This window comes from Streptomyces massasporeus, assembly GCF_014648995.1.
Classification (GTDB): domain Bacteria; phylum Actinomycetota; class Actinomycetes; order Streptomycetales; family Streptomycetaceae; genus Streptomyces; species Streptomyces massasporeus.
Window position 1 is genome coordinate 85,518 of the sequence record NZ_BMSE01000027.1, and the last position, 16,016, is coordinate 101,533.

General features: G+C 70.6%; 18 protein-coding genes. 9 read left to right on the top strand and 9 right to left on the bottom strand.

Features of this window, described 5'->3' with window-relative positions; translation table 11 throughout:
* The first annotated feature begins 89 nt into the window (after positions 1–89).
* From IE153_RS37480 to IE153_RS37495, 4 genes are all read left to right on the top strand, one after another.
* Complete coding sequence (locus IE153_RS37480; RefSeq protein ID WP_189594160.1) at positions 90–1,607, top strand: multicopper oxidase family protein; 1,518 nt, start codon at positions 90–92, stop codon at positions 1,605–1,607.
* 151 nt (positions 1,608–1,758) lie between these two features.
* Entirely contained in the window at positions 1,759–3,444 is a 1,686-nt protein-coding gene (locus IE153_RS37485; RefSeq protein WP_189594161.1) for a class I adenylate-forming enzyme family protein, read from the top strand.
* Positions 3,441–4,421: a 2-amino-3,7-dideoxy-D-threo-hept-6-ulosonate synthase gene (locus IE153_RS37490; RefSeq protein ID WP_189594162.1), complete on the top strand. Its 981-nt coding sequence runs from the start codon at positions 3,441–3,443 to the stop codon at positions 4,419–4,421. The genes IE153_RS37485 and IE153_RS37490 overlap by 4 nt, the downstream gene beginning before the upstream one ends.
* Positions 4,393–5,508 carry a 3-dehydroquinate synthase II gene (locus tag IE153_RS37495; protein WP_189594163.1) on the top strand — a complete coding sequence of 372 codons (1,116 nt, stop codon included), beginning with the start codon at positions 4,393–4,395 and terminating at the stop codon, positions 5,506–5,508. The genes IE153_RS37490 and IE153_RS37495 overlap by 29 nt, the downstream gene beginning before the upstream one ends.
* A 215-nt stretch (positions 5,509–5,723) precedes the next feature.
* On the opposite strand, the gene IE153_RS37500 is transcribed toward IE153_RS37495, so the two are convergent.
* Together IE153_RS37500 and IE153_RS37505 are read right to left on the bottom strand one after the other, a co-directional pair.
* Complete coding sequence (locus IE153_RS37500; protein WP_031104995.1) at positions 5,724–6,329, bottom strand: response regulator transcription factor; 606 nt, start codon at positions 6,327–6,329, stop codon at positions 5,724–5,726.
* Between the two features lie 62 nt (positions 6,330–6,391).
* The gene (locus IE153_RS37505; protein ID WP_229829357.1) at positions 6,392–6,910 is read right to left on the bottom strand and encodes a hypothetical protein; all 519 of its coding nucleotides are present in this window, start codon (positions 6,908–6,910) and stop codon (positions 6,392–6,394) included.
* Positions 6,911–7,071: 161 nt separating this feature from the next.
* On the opposite strand from IE153_RS37505, the gene IE153_RS37510 reads away from it, so the two are divergent.
* Positions 7,072–8,058, top strand: coding sequence for a helix-turn-helix domain-containing protein (locus tag IE153_RS37510; protein ID WP_189594164.1), 987 nt, complete (start codon positions 7,072–7,074; stop codon positions 8,056–8,058).
* 211 nt (positions 8,059–8,269) lie between these two features.
* Here IE153_RS37510 and IE153_RS37515 read toward each other — a convergent pair whose 3' ends face one another.
* From IE153_RS37515 to IE153_RS37530, 4 genes are all read right to left on the bottom strand, one after another.
* The gene (locus tag IE153_RS37515) at positions 8,270–8,611 is read right to left on the bottom strand and encodes a hypothetical protein (RefSeq protein ID WP_189594165.1); all 342 of its coding nucleotides are present in this window, start codon (positions 8,609–8,611) and stop codon (positions 8,270–8,272) included.
* 305 nt (positions 8,612–8,916) lie between these two features.
* On the bottom strand, positions 8,917–9,177 hold the full coding sequence (locus IE153_RS37520) for a DUF7683 domain-containing protein (protein WP_189594166.1): 261 nt from the start codon (positions 9,175–9,177) through the stop codon (positions 8,917–8,919).
* 100 nt (positions 9,178–9,277) lie between these two features.
* Positions 9,278–10,642, bottom strand: a complete 1,365-nt coding sequence (locus IE153_RS37525) for an outer membrane protein assembly factor BamB family protein (RefSeq protein WP_189594167.1) — start codon at positions 10,640–10,642, stop codon at positions 9,278–9,280.
* The gene (locus IE153_RS37530; RefSeq protein WP_189594168.1) at positions 10,639–11,190 is read right to left on the bottom strand and encodes a SigE family RNA polymerase sigma factor; all 552 of its coding nucleotides are present in this window, start codon (positions 11,188–11,190) and stop codon (positions 10,639–10,641) included. The genes IE153_RS37525 and IE153_RS37530 overlap by 4 nt, the downstream gene beginning before the upstream one ends.
* Positions 11,191–11,390: 200 nt before the next feature.
* Here IE153_RS37530 and IE153_RS37535 point away from each other — a divergent pair, with 200 nt between their 5' ends.
* A complete protein-coding gene (locus tag IE153_RS37535) occupies positions 11,391–11,645 on the top strand; it encodes a hypothetical protein (protein ID WP_189594169.1) in 255 nt (84 codons plus the stop codon).
* 132 nt (positions 11,646–11,777) lie between these two features.
* Here IE153_RS37535 and IE153_RS37540 read toward each other — a convergent pair whose 3' ends face one another.
* Positions 11,778–12,620, bottom strand: coding sequence for an NAD(P)H-binding protein (locus IE153_RS37540; protein ID WP_189594170.1), 843 nt, complete (start codon positions 12,618–12,620; stop codon positions 11,778–11,780).
* Between the two features lie 114 nt (positions 12,621–12,734).
* Positions 12,735–13,187 (bottom strand): nuclear transport factor 2 family protein, encoded by a 453-nt coding sequence (locus IE153_RS37545; RefSeq protein WP_189594171.1) that lies wholly within the window; start codon positions 13,185–13,187, stop codon positions 12,735–12,737.
* A 147-nt stretch (positions 13,188–13,334) separates the two neighbouring features.
* On the opposite strand from IE153_RS37545, the gene IE153_RS37550 reads away from it, so the two are divergent.
* From IE153_RS37550 to IE153_RS37560, 3 genes are all read left to right on the top strand, one after another.
* The gene (locus IE153_RS37550) at positions 13,335–14,210 is read left to right on the top strand and encodes a LysR family transcriptional regulator (protein WP_229829358.1); all 876 of its coding nucleotides are present in this window, start codon (positions 13,335–13,337) and stop codon (positions 14,208–14,210) included.
* A 136-nt stretch (positions 14,211–14,346) separates the two neighbouring features.
* The gene (locus IE153_RS37555) at positions 14,347–14,574 is read left to right on the top strand and encodes a hypothetical protein (RefSeq protein WP_031105011.1); all 228 of its coding nucleotides are present in this window, start codon (positions 14,347–14,349) and stop codon (positions 14,572–14,574) included.
* A 110-nt stretch (positions 14,575–14,684) separates the two neighbouring features.
* Positions 14,685–15,002, top strand: coding sequence for a hypothetical protein (locus IE153_RS37560; protein WP_229829359.1), 318 nt, complete (start codon positions 14,685–14,687; stop codon positions 15,000–15,002).
* 149 nt (positions 15,003–15,151) lie between these two features.
* On the opposite strand, the gene IE153_RS37565 is transcribed toward IE153_RS37560, so the two are convergent.
* Positions 15,152–15,640, bottom strand: coding sequence for a hypothetical protein (locus tag IE153_RS37565; RefSeq protein WP_189594174.1), 489 nt, complete (start codon positions 15,638–15,640; stop codon positions 15,152–15,154).
* Between the last annotated feature and the right edge of the window lie 376 nt (positions 15,641–16,016).

Below are 16,016 nucleotides of genomic sequence, written 5' to 3' on the forward strand. Positions count from 1 at the left end.
GACTTCAATCGCTCGGACATTCGGCACCCGAAGCGCATCCTCGGAACAGGAATTCTCCCCGCAACTCACCGACAGTGAAGGAAAACCTCGTGTTCAGTCGTCGACATGCGATACGTCTCGGCCTCACCACCGGCGCCGTCGGCGCGGTCGGCGCGGCGGGCGGGGTCTTCCGGACGCTCACCGCCGGACAGCCGGCCGCGGCCGCCGCCGTAGAGCCGGCCGCCGGTGCGGCGGCCGGGAAGGCAGCACCGGCCGGCGCGGCGGCCGCCCCGGTCGAACCCTTCTCGCTGCCCCTGACGACCCCGCCGGTCCTGGCCCCCTACCGCCGCACCAAGACGGCCGACTTCTACCGGATCACGATGCGCCGCGCCGGCGTGGAGATCCTGCCGGGCACCCGCACCGACGCCCTGACCTACAACGGCTCGTTCACGGGCCCCACCATCCGCGCGCGCACCGGCCGCACCACCGTCGTCCAGCAGGTCAACGCGCTGGACATGCCGACCTCGGTGCACCTGCACGGCGGCAACAACCCGGTGGCGCACGACGGCGGGATGATGGACACCATCGCCCCCGGCCGCAAGCGGACCTACGTCTACGAGAACAAGCAGCCCGGCGCCACCCTGTGGACGCACGACCACGCGCACCACATGGAGTCCGAGCACGTCTACCGGGGCCTGTCCGGCCTGTACCTGCTGCGCGACCCCGCCGAGGACAAGCTGGGCCTGCCGTCCGGGAAGTACGACATCCCGCTGGTGCTGCGCGACGCGCACTTCGACACAGGCGCGCAGATGGTCTACACGATGGACGACGCGGAGAACCGCACGACCATCCTGGTCAACGGCCGCCCCTGGCCCCACCTCAAGGTCGAGGCCCGCAAATACCGCTTCCGGCTGGTCAACTCCTGCAACCTGCGCATCTTCATCCTCGCGCTGTCGGACGGCTCGGCCACCCAGCATCCCGTGCAGCAGATCGGCACCGACGGCGGCCTGCTCGCCGCGCCCGCCGAGACGCCGGTGCTGGTCCTGTCCCCGGGGGAGCGCATCGACTTCGTCGTCGACTTCTCCACGTACGCGCCCGGCACCAAGCTCACCCTCGCCAACATGCTGGGCCCCGGCCCGACCGAACTCGTCGGCCAGGTCATGCGGTTCGACATCGGCGAGCGCACCGCCGACACCAGCAGGGTGCCGGACACCCTCGCCACGCTGCCGGCGCTGCCCCAGCCGACCGTGGAGCGCGGCTTCGAGCTCTCCATGGACGAGCCCGGCTCCGGCGGCCATCAGGCCTACATCAACGGCAAGACCTTCGACCCGGACCGCATCGACACCCACATCGAGTGGGGCAGCACCGAGGTGTGGACGGTCACCAACAAGAGCGCGACCGTCCCGCACAACTTCCATACGCACCTGGTGCAGTTCCGCATTCTCGAACGGGACGGTCAGCCGCCCTATCCGGCGGAGACCGGCTGGAAGGACACCGTGCTGCTCTTCCCCGGCCAGACGGCGAAACTCCAGCTCACCTTCGATTCGCACCGCGGTGTCTATCCGTACCACTGCCACATGATCGACCACAGCGCCATGGGAATGATGGCGCAGATGAAGATCGCCTGATTTCCGGAAACGTTTCTTCCCGGAAGCGTCCCGTGATTCCCGAAAGCGGTCCGTGACCCGAAAGCGTCCCGCGATTCCCGAAAGCGGGTCCGTGACTCGAAAGCGTTCCGTGATTCCCGGAAACATCTCTTGCTTTCTTGAGAGGAGGACCATGACCACCGAAGCCATTCCCCGCCCCTATGCGCGCCGCGTCCTCGCGGCGCTGGGCAGGGACCCGACCCGCATCGTCCTGCACCGGCCGGAACGGACGGTGACGGCAGGGGAGTTGCGCGCGTCCGCCTTGGGCAGCGCAGCGCTCCTGCACTCCCACGGCGTCCGCCCCGGCACCACCGTCGCCATCCTGACCGGCCCCAACCACCCGCTGATGCTCAGCGCCCGCTACGCCGTCCATCTGCTCGGCGCCACCTCCGTCTACGTCCGCTCGATGAACCCGCGCACGGACACCGAGACCTTCTCGGTCGCCACCCAGACCGGGCTCCTGCGTGACCTCGGGGTGTCGCTGCTGCTCGTGGACGACACGGACGAGGAGAGCACGGCCCGCGGCCGATGGCTGGCGCGTCGTCGGCCCGGCCTGACCGTGCGGGCGATCCCGCGCACGGCGGACGGGCACGACACCGTGCCACCGGCCCCGCCGCCGCGCCCCGACGACCTGGCCGTCGTCGACTTCACCAGCGGCAGCACCGGCCGGCCCAAGATGGTCGCCCAGCGCTACGGCACCCGCGAACACCTCGTCGACCGGCTCGCCTCCGGCCTCGACCCCCGGGGCCCGGCGACGCTGCTGTCGGTCACGCCGGTCAGCCACACGACGGCACCCATGGCCGACGCCGTGCTGTGCTCAGGCGGCACGGTCGTCCTGCACGACGAGTTCGACGCCGACGCGACCCTGACGGCGATCGCCGAACTGGGCGTCACCGACGTCTACTTGGCGGTGCCCCACCTGTATCGCCTGCTCGACCACCCGCTGGTCACCTCGTTCGACCTGTCCTCGCTGCGCCGCATCACCTACAGCGGCACCCCGGCCGCCCCCGAGCGGGTCCGGCAGGCGGTCCGGGCCTTCGGCGACGTCCTCATCCAGGTGTACGGCACCACGGAGGCGGGCGGCATCAGCAGTCTCACGCCGCTCGACCACCGCGAACCCGAACTGCTGGGCTCGGCGGGCCGGCCCTTCCCCTGGGTGCGCGTCGAGATCCGGGCAGCGGATTCCGGCGCCCCGCTGGGCCGCGGCCGGACCGGCGAGATCTGGATCAACTCGCCTACCGTGTCCGCCGGTTACCTCGACGACGCGGAGCTGACCCGGGCGACCTACCGGGACGGCTGGCTGCGCACCGGCGACCTCGGGCACTGGGACCGCTACGGCTACCTCCGGCTCGACGGCCGGGTCGGCGACGTCATCAAGCACGGCGGCCTCAAGCTCGACCCGGCCGCCATCGAGGCGGCGCTGCTCCAGCACCCGCAGGTGCGGCAGGCGGCGGTGTTCGGCGTACGCGACGAGGACCTCGTGGAGCAGGTCCACGCCGCCGTCGAACTCCACTCCGGCGCCGGCCACACCTCCTGCGACCTGCGCGGCTACGTCGCCGCGACGCTCACCCCGGAACACGCCCCGGTCGGCGTCTCGGTCTGGCCCGAGCTCCCGCTGACGCCGTCCGGCAAACCGGACCGGGCCAGGTTGCGGGAGGTCACCGCACCGGTGCGGACCCGGCCCGGGGGGTCGGGGCCGCCCGCCGAGCCGCGCGGCACCGGTCCGCCCGACCCCGGCGGCTCCGCCGGACCAGACGCCCGCCGGGCCACCGACCGGCGTACGCGTACCGATCCGCGCAACAGAAAGGGCATCCCATGACCGCATTCGGCCACTTCGCCAGGTCACTGAGGCTGCGGCGGCTCTACCGCCACAGCACGGCAGGCCTGATGATCACCCCTCTCGACCACTCGATCAGCGACGGGCCCGTCGCTCCCAAGGGCTCCAGCCTCGACCACCTCGCCGGGCAGCTCGCCGCCGGCGGCGCGGACGCGGTGGTCGTGCACAAGGGCAGCGTCCGGCACATCAGCCCGGAGCGGTTCGCCGCGATGTCGCTGATCATCCATCTCAACGCGTCCACCAGCCAGGCGCTCGACCCCGACGCCAAGTACGTGGTGACGCAGGTCGAGGAGGCCCTCCGGCTAGGCGCGGACGCGGTGAGCGTCCACGTCAACGTCGGCTCCGACGACGAGCGGCAGCAGATCGGCGACCTCGGACGGATCGCCGACGCCTGCGACCGGTGGAACCTGCCGCTGCTCGCCATGGTGTACCCGCGCGGCCCCCGGGTCACCGACCCGCGCGACCCGGACCTGGTGGCGCACGCCGTCACCGTCGCCTCCGACCTGGGCGCGGACCTGGTCAAGACCGTCTTCCTCGGCTCGACCGCGGAGATGCTCGACCTGACCGCGGCCTGCCCGGTGCCCGTCCTCGTGGCGGGCGGTCCCGCGATGCCCACCGAGGAGGACGTGCTGGCCTACGTCCGGGACGCCCTGGCCGGCGGCGCGGGCGGGGTGGCGATGGGCCGCAACATCTTCCAGGCCTCCGACCCGCGGCAGCTCGCGGCCAAGGTCGCCCGGCTGATCCACCACTTTCCGGAGCAGCACTTCGCCCCGCTCGCCTTCCCGGCCGACGCGCACCGGGCCGAGCGGCTGACCCCCGATCACCTGGACGCCCCGGCCCACCTCGGCGCGCCCGGCTCCCCGCTCGACCACGACACGCGCCACCTCTCCGACCCTTCGTACTCCTCACACCCGACAGGAGGTCCGCATCATGACGGACGCAAAACTGTGCTGGCTTGACATCCGCGGAGCCGGCACCGCCACCCAGGCCGTCCTCGAAGAGGCCCTGCACCAGCGCATCGACGGCATCGTCGCCGCCGACCCGGCCGCCTTCGCCGGTCTGCCGCCCACCGTCCGCAAGGTCCTGCTCTTCGAGGACGGGCTCGACGCCGTCCCCGCCGACCTGGGCGCCGCCGACCTGGTCGTCGTCCCGGGCCCCCGCGAGGAGCGGGCCGCGCTCCAGGAGGCCCACCCGGACGTCGAGTTCGGCCGCTACGTGGAGATCGTCGACGCCGACACCCTGGAGGACGCCTGCCTCGCGGCCCGCCTGGAGCCGTGGAGCGTGCTCGACTTCCGCGACCCCACCAAGATCCCGCTGGAGATCGTGATCGCCGCCGCCACCGGCGCCCCCGGCTCCATCATCACCACCGCGTCCAACACCGAGGAGGCCGAGATCATCTACGGCGTCCTGGAACTGGGCTCGGACGGCGTCCTGATGCGGGCCAGCACCGTCGGCGACGCCACCGCCCTGCGCACCGCCGCCAGCGCCCGGGGCGGCGAGATCGACCTGGTCGAACTCACCGTCACCCGGACCACGCACATCGGCATGGGGGAGCGGGCCTGCGTCGACACCACGACCCACTTCCGCAAGGACGAGGGCATCCTCGTCGGCTCGCACTCCAAGGGCATGGTGCTGTGCGTCAGTGAGACCCACCCGCTGCCGTACATGCCGACCCGCCCCTTCCGGGTCAACGCCGGCGCCCTGCACTCGTACACCGTCTCGCAGGCCGGCCGCACCCACTACCTCAGCGAACTCCACGCCGGAAGCAAGGTGCTGGCCGTCGACGTCAAGGGCCGCACCCGGCCCGTCAGCGTCGGCCGCGTCAAGATCGAGACCCGTCCGCTGATCTCCATCGACGCGGTCGCCCCGAGCGGGCAGACGGTCAACCTGATCCTCCAGGACGACTGGCACGTCCGCGTCCTCGGCCCGAACGCCGCCGTCCTCAACTCCACGGAGCTGAAGCCCGGCGACACCATCCTCGGGCACCTGCCCACGGCCGACCGCCACGTCGGCTACCCGATCGACGAGTTCTGCCTGGAGAAGTGAGCCCGGCACGTCACCGCACAACCGTCGCCGCAGCGACCGCACCAGCCCGACCAGCGCTCGCACGGCATCAACGCCCCGCCCCGGCACCCCTCGTGCCGGGGCCGGCGCGCGTCCGCCCACCGCCGGCACCGCCCGCCCCGTCGGCACCACCCGCACCACCGACACTGCCCGCATCGCCTGCGCCGCCCACACCGCCCACACCGCCCACACCGCCCTCACAGCAACCCGTGTTCCCCGGCGATCCGCGCCGCGTCGAACCGGTTGCGACCGCCGAGCTTCTTGATCGCGGCGGACGTCAGATTCCGCACCGTGCCCGCCGCCAGATACAGCTCACCCGCGATCTCCTTCACCGTCGCCCCGCCGGCCGTCAGTCGCAGCACGTCCATCTCCCGCGTACTCAGCGACAGTTCACCGACCGAGACCGGCCGCAGCAGCGACGGATCGACGGTCAGGCAGCCGCCCGCGACACCCATCAGCGTCGTGACGAGCTGGGGGAGCCGGGCGTTCTTCGGCACGACGCCCAGCGCGCCGGCCGCAACCGCACGGTCCACCACCGACGACGTCGCCGCCCCGACCATCAGCGCCACCCCGCACCGGGGATGCCGGCTGCGCACGTCGGTGGCGACGCGCAGCGCCTTGCCGCCCATCGTGGACTCGCCGAGCAGCAGCACTGTGGGCCGGTGCCGCTCGACGGCCGGCTGCACGGAGTCGTACGACGTGGCCAGGCCGACGACCTCCAGTCCGTCGACGCCGTTGAGCGTCTCGGCGAAGGCCTCCAGCACGAGTTGGTGATCACCAGCGAGGACTATGCGTATCGACATGCTCGACCCCCGTACGGCAGGACTAAGGCAAAGACTCTGAAAAACATGACAGGTGGTGTCCGTCAGCCGGAGGGGGTGCGCCACTGCTCGTGCAGTCGCACCAGCCGCTCCACCACCGCCTGGGCCGCCTCCTCCAGGCCGAAGCCCTCGTGGCCCACGTCGACCTCGATGTGCTCGGCGCCGGCCGGCAGAGAGGCCGCGACGACACCCGACAGCACGCGGAACGCCGGAGCCAGTTCCTCGCCTCCGCTTGCGCACGGCACGACCACGACACTGGCGGTGACCGGACCGAGGTCGGCGGCGATCTGGCCGGTCAGCGCACCGAAGCTCTCCGGCCGTTCCACATCGGCCTGATAGGGCAGTGCGACCAGCCCGATTCCGGCCAGTTCCTTGCACAGGAACGCCGCGTTGGTGGCGGCGTCGTCGCCGCGCCCCGGGTGCCCGGCGCCGACCACGGCGACCGCGGCGCCCAGCGCGCACAGCTGACTGGTGACCCGCCGACCGACGCCGGTGGTGGCGTCTACGACGAGGACGACACAGCCCTGCAACGGCGGTGGTACATGTGCGACTGTGTGCGACACCGGAACTCCTGAGCGGGTAACGTGGCCAATATGTGAACGATCTACGGGGGATCTTCGCCCGACTTGCGACGGCTCCCCCGTGCCGTGCCTTCGCTCTCGAGCCGGCGCGACGGTCCGGTCCAGACATGCGGTTCACATGTGGTTCAAGGGGGAGACGCCACGTGGACGACGTATCGCCGCTCGATCAGCAGACCCTCGCGGTGTACCGCGCGATCCTGTTCCACAAGCAGCATGATCCGGACAAGCTCGCCGAGCTCCTCGACATCGGTGCCGACGATGTGCACGCGGCGCTCATGCGCTTGTCGGACCTGTCCCTGCTCGCTCCGTCGGGCGACTCACCCGGCACACTGCGCGCGGTGAACCCCTCGCTCGGCCTGAAGGTCCTGCTCCAGCGGGAACAGGACGAACTGGCCTGGCGGCAGCAGCGCATCGAGCAGAACCGGGCGGCACTCGCCGCGCTCGCCGCCGAGTACACGGCGTCGGGCGGGTCCGGCTCGGACGGCACCGAGCAGCTCGACAACGTCGACGAGATCCGCATCCGGCTGGAGGCCCTCGCCGAGTCGTGCCAGCAGGAGTCCCTCGTCTTCCACCCCGTGGGCGGGCTGACCAAGGAGGCCATCGAGGCGTCCCGGCCGCTGAACGAACGGGCGCTCGCCCGGGGCGTACGGTTCCGCTCGATCTACCTCGACAGTGCCGTCAACGACCGGGTGACGAGGTCCCACGCGCAGTGGATGGCGGAGCACAACAGCGAGATCCGCACGTCGCCGACCCTGCCGATGCGACTGCTGATCATCGACACGACCGCGGCCATCGTGGCCAACCTGCCGGGCCAGACGGGCCCCGCGGCACTGATGTTCCACAGCCGGCCGGTGGTGCTCGCCATGCGGGCCCTGTTCGAGGCCTACTGGGAACACGCGACGCCGTTCCATCAGCACCCCTCACCCGACGACGACCCGCAGGGCCTCACCCCGCAGGAGCGCAAACTCCTGCAACTCCTCGCCACCGGCCTCACCGACGAGGCGGTGGCCCGGGCCCTCGGCATCGGCGTCCGCACCGAACGCCGCATCATGGCCGAGCTGATGGAGCGCCTGGGGGCCTCCAGCCGTTTCGAGGCGGGGGTCCAGGCGGCCCGCCGCCAGTGGATCTGACGGCAGCTCACGCTCTGGCCGGTGGGGCGAGGGGCCGGGTGCGGCGGTACCGGCGGTTTGGGCCGTGGGCCGGCACCCGGCATCTTGGTGGCTGCCCCGGTCGCGACGGTGGTCGCTGGAACCCCCGTGGTCGCGGTCGTTGGAACCCTCGCGACAGCGGTCGTTGGAACCCTCGCGACAGCGTTCGCCGGCACCGTCGTGGTCGTGGAGATCACCGCTCGCCCACCGGACCGGGCTGCCAGGTGAAGTCGTCGGGGCCCTCGGCGGGCGACTGGTGCCAGGTGAAGTCGTCACGGTTGTGCAGCGGACCCGGCGTCCAGGTGAAGTCGTCACCGCCCAGGGGCAGCGGCGTCCAGGTGAAGTCGTCGGGCGTGCCCGGCAGGTGCGGCAGCACGATGTCGCCCGGGATCCCGACGTGCGCGGCGACGGACGAGCCGGACCCCTGCTGGTCGGCGGCCTGAGCCGGCGCCGCCCAGGCGAGCGTGGCGAGCACGGCCGAACCGACGACGACGGCGGCGGCGGCGGCGGAACAACGCTTGGTGATGCGGATCATTTCTGGTCTCCGTTCCCTGCGTGAGTCAGGACCTTTGCGACGATGCGCATGGAGCCAGTGGTGCTTCAGCTCCCCCGGACCGTTCCGCGTTCCCCGCGCTTCCCGGCCGCTGAGAAGAGAGAACCATCCCCCCGACCCCGCTGTCCGCATCCGGCCACGCCAGGAAGCTGCCTGGCAGGGAGTTGCACTCCGGGCCCCGGCAGGGGCGTGTCCGCAAGCTGCCGCACCAGCGAGATCGTCAACACGCGTGTATGCGAACTCGACGCGGTAGAGGGCCAGTTGAGACGGCCGGCCGTCGCGACCGGCTACCTGGCTGCGTAGGCGCCCGTCAGGTAGTCCAGATCCGGCCGGGGCGGCCCGCACCCGAGTATCGCGTCCACCGCGGGCCACAGTTCGACGGGTACGGGATAGCAGTAGAGCATCCAGGGATCGTCGGCGGCCGGCGTGATCACTTCCCGCAGCTGGAGGAACTGCTCGCGGCTGATGGGGTGCTCCACGCGCAAGGTGTCGTCCGCCTTGCTGAACCCCTCCAGGACCCAGACGACATCCGGCTCTTCCGAAGACATTCCGCGATCCTAATCGCATGTGGTCAACGGAAAACCCGGGTCGGGGAGGAAGTGCCACCACTCCCTCCCCGACCCGGGATGCTTGGGCCGGTTGCCTGGGTCAGCCGCCGACCCGGGGCAGCAGCGAGACGATCGTGCTGCCGTTCCGGACGACGAGCGCGTCCTCGTAGAGCAGGAGTTGGGGCGAGCCCCCGAACGGGAGTCGCTCCTTGCCCAGGTCGACGTGATCGCGCCAGACCTGTTCACCCGTGCGCAGATCGAGGCCGGAGAGGTCCCCGGTCGGGCTGAGGAAGTACACGACCCCCTGGCCCGCCGACACCATGGGCGACGGGAGGCGCGGCATCGTCTCCTGGCTGGGCAACTCGACGCCCACCGGGCGGGTCCACAAGGTCTTGCCCGTGGTCAGCGAGTAGGCGGAGGCCTTGCCCTGCCAGGACACGGAGATCAGACGGTCACCGATGACCTCGGAGGTGGCCGGCGCCCCCACGGCCCGGTACGGGCGCGAGACCCGTTCTCCGGCGCCGCTGACGGTGGTCAGCCGCAGATCCTTGCCACCCTCACTCTCACCCTGCGCTGCGACCAGCACCATCCGGTCCCCGGTGGTCCCCATGAGCTGCTGCCCGCCGGGAAGGGTCGCGATCTTCGTGGCGCTCCCGGTGGCGGGATCGAGCCGGAGCACCTCGGTGGCATCCGGCTTCTCGACGTCCGGCAGGCACGCGAGGTAGGGCACACCGCTCAGCACGGCCCGCTGACACACGGTGCCCTTGTCCCAGGTGTGGCGCCACTTCTCCTTGCCGGTCAGCGGATCGAGCGCCGACATCGTGCGCACCGACGGGGTGTTCGCCAGCACCGCGCCGTCGATGAGCATGGCGGCCTGGGCCGTGCGGTCGTCCTGCGGCATCTCGACCTTCCACAGCACGTCGCCGGTGTCGGCGTCCACCGCCATCAGATCGGTACCCCCGGCGTAGTCACCGTCCGGCGCGTTCTCCGCGGTGTGATTGCGGTACGCGTACACCACCCCGTCACGCACAGCGAACGGGTGGTCGATGCCGTCGCCCTCACGGTTGACCTTGACGGTCCACAACCGCTTGCCCGTGTTGGCTTCGATCTTCGCGGCGTCGTACTCGGACCCGCTGCAGTACAGCGCGGATCCGTCCACCAGACACCCCCGCTCGCTGGCGCCCGGGCTGCTGCTCTGCCACGGCTCCCAGCCCTCCGGCGGCGTCGCGGGCGACGCCGCCGGCCGCACGGGCCGATCGTGCCCGGTACCGCCTCCCCCGAAGCCGAACACCGCCCCCACACTGATCGCGGCAACGGCGACAGCCGCCCCCGCGGCCTGCGAGAAACGCCGCCGGCTGCGGCGCCGCACCACCTGCTCCACCAGGTTCGCCGGTGCCCGCACCCGGTCCAGGGCGACCGCGTTCAGCGTCTCCCGGACCTTCTCCTCCACGCGCTCCGTCGTCATCGCTGGACCTCCTTCGGCGTGTAGCTGAGCGGCTGGACCCGTTCCGAGGGCCCTTCGGGCCCGAGCTCCGGCACGAGCGCCCGGAGCTTGGCGAGCGACCGGTGCGCCGTACTGCGGACCGTGCCGACCGGGCATGCCAGCAGCGCCGCGACCTCGGCCTCCGGCAGGTCCTCGAAGTAGCGCAGCACCACGACGGCCCGCTGCCGCTTCGACAGACGGCCGAGCGCCGCCCACAGCGCGATCCGCAACTCGGAGTCCGCCCCGGCGTCAGTGCCGCTCTCCGACTCGGGCAGCACGGGCACCGTCGTCTCCGCACGGTGCCTGCGCAGCCGCCACCGATTGACCTGCTGGCGATACATGACCTGCCGCACGTAGGCCTCGTGTTGCTCGATGCGCGCCCAGCGCCCGTAGGCCTTCATCAGCGCGATCTGCAGCAGATCCTCCGCGGCGTGCCGGTCCCCGCCGGTGAGCAGCACCGCGAGCCGCAGCAACGCGGTGGACCGCATCGCCACGAACTCCCGGAACTCGTCATGACTCGAGGCCTCCATCGACCCTCCCCTTCTCGAACCATCACGACGTGACGAGAGGCCCGCGGCTATCCCTCATGGGGCGAGATTCTGCGTTCACACCAAGGAGACGACCTCGGGCAGGGCAGGGGAGGGCAATCGCATCCGGATGCTCCCTTGCCCGGCCTGGGTGACAATCGAGGTAAGCGCATGGCTTCTCTACTGTGAAATGAGGGAAGACAATGAGCCTCAATACACGCCTGACGGACGCGCAGGAGCAAGCGTTCAAAGAGAACGCGGACGACTTTGCAAAGCTGCAACCTCAGCTGGACGAGGTGCGCAGCATGGCCATGTCCCGCCTGGACAGAGCGGGGCTGGGGGGTGGCCTGGACATTCTGAACTGCCTGATCTGCACGGTGTGTGAGGGGTGGACCCACGGCCAGGACGGTAAGTGCGGCAGTTGCTCCCACACCTGGTTCTCGCACAACGTGGAATAGCTGTGGCCAGGACCATGGTGAGCCCCTGTCAGCTTGCGGATGCTGAATCCAGGGGTGCGTAGAGCGGCCACGAGGTCGGGGTGCGTACCGCGGCCACGAGGTCAGGGAATCCGACCGGCCTCGTGAAGGTGATCAGCCGCCGAACGCGGGTGCGTTGTCGTGTGCCCAGTCGGCGAAGGTGAGCGCGGGACGGCCCAGCAGGTCCTCCACCGTGCTGGTGGTGGGGCCCGGCCGCTCGGCGTAGTCGGCGAGGGAGCCGAGCAGCCGGGCGGGGATCTCCTCCGACAGCCCTTGGGCGAGCATGCCCTGCCGTACCTGCTCGGGCGGGAGCTCCTGGAAGGACAGAGCCCGGCCAATGGCGGTGCCGATGAGCCGTACCTTCTCGACCTGGTCCAGTGACTGCGGCCCGGTCAGCGTGTGGATCGCCTCCTTGCGAAGGCTGCCCCGCAGAGCGTGTACGGCGACTCCCGCGATGTCGGCTTCGTGCAGGGGAGAGGTGGCGGCCCGGGCGTATGCGCCCCGCACCACGTCACCGGCCCTGATCTGGGGTGCCCAGGCCAGTGCGTTGGCCGCGAAGTCGGCCAGGCGGAGGATCGTCCAGTCCAGGCCCGAGTTCCTGACGAGCTCCTCGGCATGCTTGAACCGGGCGGCGAAACGGGCCTCCCCCGCCGGGTACTCCACGGTGGTGGCCGACAGCAGCACGGCACGCCGTACGCCTCGCGCGGCGGCGAGCCTCAGCAGTTCGCCGAGGCCGGGCCCGGTGGCACGCGGGCTGATCTGGAGTGCCTCCACACCTTCCAGCGCTGCCTCGATCCACTCGGGGTGGAACAGGTCACCGCGGACGACCGCCACGCCGTCGGGGAACCGGGCGTCGCCCGTCCCGCGCGTGACCGCGGTGACGGTGGTGCCCTCGTGCACCAGCTGGTTCATCACCTGACGTCCTACGACGCCACTGGCTCCGGTGATCAGGATCATGATGGTGTGCTCCTTCACTCGATGCGCTCAGGGGATGATGAGGCCCGGCCACCACGCGACGGGCCCGAGGCGGTGGCCGAAGATCCCGGTCGGGACGATCTGCTGCCGACGCGCTCAGGCCACCGGCGCGTCGGGCGGGGGGAAGCCCGCGAGCGGGGACGGGTCCGTGTACCGGACCTCGTAGACGCGTTCGCTGAACTTCCAGCCGTCAGAGGTGCGTTCGTAACCGTCGTGGTAGAGGGCGTAGTTCAGGTGCGATGTGCCGTCACGCATCCGCCCGAACTCCTGGATGTACGCACGGCCGACCGCGGTGTCGCCGTCCAGCCGGATGACGCCCGGGTGGAGGTTCTGCACGAAGAACTCCCAGAGCCCCTGCCCCCATTCGATCCCCACGCGGATCTCCTCCCGGCCGACGAACTCCTTGTCGATGTGCGGCCATCGCATGGCACCCCCGGGAGTGAACAGCGATGCGACACGGTCGTAATCGCGCATCATCACCGCGTCGGTGACCTCGGCGCGCAGCGCCTCGATCTCCATGCGGTCGGCGATGGCCTGCATGTCACTCATCGATACCCTGCCTTGTCGATGACGGGCCAGGCGTGCTCCGCCTGTCGGTGGGACTGCGCTTCCAGCATCGATGCAGGTCAGCGACCGAACAAGACAGGATCCGTGGGGTTATCCATAACGTGGGGGTTATGTATGGAGCTGCGCGAGATGGAGATTTTCCTGACGTTGGCCGAGGAACTGCACTTCGGCCGGACCGCCGAGCGGCTTCGTGTGTCCCAGGCCCGCGTCAGCCAGGTCATCAGCAGGCAGGAACGCCGCCTCGGCGTCGCCCTGTTCGACCGCACCAGCCGGCGTGTGGCCCTGACGCCCGTCGGCCGACGCCTCCGCGAAGACCTCCGGCAGGCCGTCGACCTCATCCAGGCAGGGCTCGCCCGGGCCCAGGCAGCCGGGGAGGGCTCGGGCCGGACGCTGCGGCTGGGCGTGTTCGGCCACGCCGGACACGAACTGCGCCCTCTCGTCGACGCGTTCCGCAGCCGCTGCCCCGGCAGCGACGTCCAGTTCGGCGAGATCAACGGCAGCGATCCGTTCACCGCCCTGCGCACCGGCGAGAATGACGTCCACGTGCTGTGGCTGCCCGTCGCCGAGCCGGATCTCACGGTGGGCCCCACCGTACTGACCGGCGTCCGCGTGCTCGCCGTGTCCGCAGACCATCCACTTGCCGCAAGCGGTGCCGCGTCGCTGGAGGACCTCGGGGACAACAGTGTCGTCGACCTCGGTCCCGACGCCCCCGAGTACTGGGTTGCGTCCATGGTCCCCACGCGTACGCCGCTCGGCCGACGCGTCCCGCGTGGGCCGGTCGCGCGGACCTTCCACGAGGTCCTCACGCTGGTCGCCTCCGGGCAATGTGTCCAGCCGCTGGGCGAAGTCGCCGCCCGGTACAACAGTCCCCCTGGCATCGTCTTCCTGCCCGTCCACGACGCCCCCACCCTCCAATGGGCCCTCACCTGGCGGTCGACCGACGACAACCCCACGATTCGCGCCTTGGCGGAAACGGCCGCGGACCTCGGCCCCATAGCGATGTGACACCGACACGAGGCCCTGCCTCTACGCACTGGCGCCCAGGACTGGATGTCTGATCTGCTCGTGCGGGACGGGAAGCCGGGACCCCAGATGGCGTGTCCCCAGGGGGTGGGACGATCTCTCCCGAGGGGGTGCCCGCATGGACATGTTCGAACTGATGGAGTGGCTGTCCGAGCGCGGAGTCACGACCGTCTTCAAGGTCGACGGTGAGCGCATGATGGAGCGACGAGCGGCATGGATGGTCATCGTCAGCGGCGGACCGCTCGGCGAGGACTCGTTCTTCCGCGCTGACCTGGCCACGGCGGACGCATGCCTCGACTCGCTCCTCGCTCACCTGGAGGACAAGGGCCTGTCGCCGTTCGCGTGAACAGCATGACGCATCTGAGTACCTGTACGGATGTGCAGTGCCCGCCCGCAACACCACGCTGACCACATGCACTTACTAGAGCGTCACCCGCGGACGGGACGGCAGTGGCCATGAGACAGACGAACGAGCCTTCAACCGGCGGGCAGATCGGTGTCAGCCTGGCGCTGCTCGTCATCGACTTCATGCTCATCGCCTGGTCGGTGTACAGCGTCGGGATGGCGGGATGGGCCGACAGTTACGAAAGCGACGGCGTCGTCCCGACGAGTGCGTCGCGGGCGGCGTCGCAGGCACTGTGGCTTCTGTGCGGCGGCGCCGTACTGACGGGCGGTGGCCTCCTCGCCCTGGGATGGCGCATCCCCGGCATGGTGCAGCTGGTCGTCCTCTTCGGCGGGGCGGTGCTGGTCTCTTCCATGGCTGCCGGTGGGTAGCGCGCCTGCTGAGTCAGGGATTCCTACGACCTACCCCAACGCCCTGAGCGGTGCCGACGTGGTCGGAGGCTTTGAGGCCGCAGTAAGCCAAACGATCTCCTGGCGTTTCGAACACGTCCCGTTCCCATGTCCGCCGCCGCCCTCGGCCGCTACCGCCGGGACAGCGCGCGCAGTTGGGACATCCAGCTCGGCAGCCAATGCATGACGGCCACCGTCGCGACGAAGCTGCCGAGTGTCACGAGGAAGGCCCCCGGATAGAGGTGGTTGACCCAGCAGGGCTGCCACTCGCTGCGGCAGAGGCCCGAGGACCCCTTCCCGGGCACAGCGCGGGATGCGGCCAACGCGCTCACCAGAGCCACAGCCGCGTACAGGAGGCCGACCACGATCCACCGGGGCGAGTATGCGCTCCCGTCCGGGTGGGCCCGGCGGAAGGAGCGCTTGGCGGCCGTGAACGTGATCGGGAGCAGCACGCCGACGGTGGCGCCGAATCCGATGCCGGACCCCGGCCAGTACGCGGACAGACTCCACAGCTCATCCCCGAGCCACAGTGACACCGCAAGAAACCCACCGAGTGCTACGAGCGCGGCGGCCGGCTTGGTGTTCTTCTTCCAACGGGTGCTGGGCGCCGAACGCTTCATCAGTGATCCTCTTGGTGGTGTTGTGCGTGCGGCGGGTGCGTACGTAGGTGCTCAGCTCAGCTGCGTGCAGCCCATATCTTCCAGGGACGCTGGTGAGGAAGCCCCAGCCGCCCCCCACCGGCGCGGCCCCCCGACCGGCGCGCCCCCCTCCGGTTGAGGGGCCCCAACCGGCGCGGCCCCCCTCAACCGGCGCGCCCCCCAACCGGCGCGGCCCCGTCCAGTCCGCGGCGGACCCGGCTCGCGGAAGACCTCCTCGCCAGCAGATTCGCTTCGGCGGTTGCGGCGGAGTGCGCGGCGCCCGCCTCCTGCTTCCGAGCCCCTAGGTCGTGTCCGCAAAGTGGTGGCGTCGTTGGTCTGTTCGTGGTGCGTCGTCATG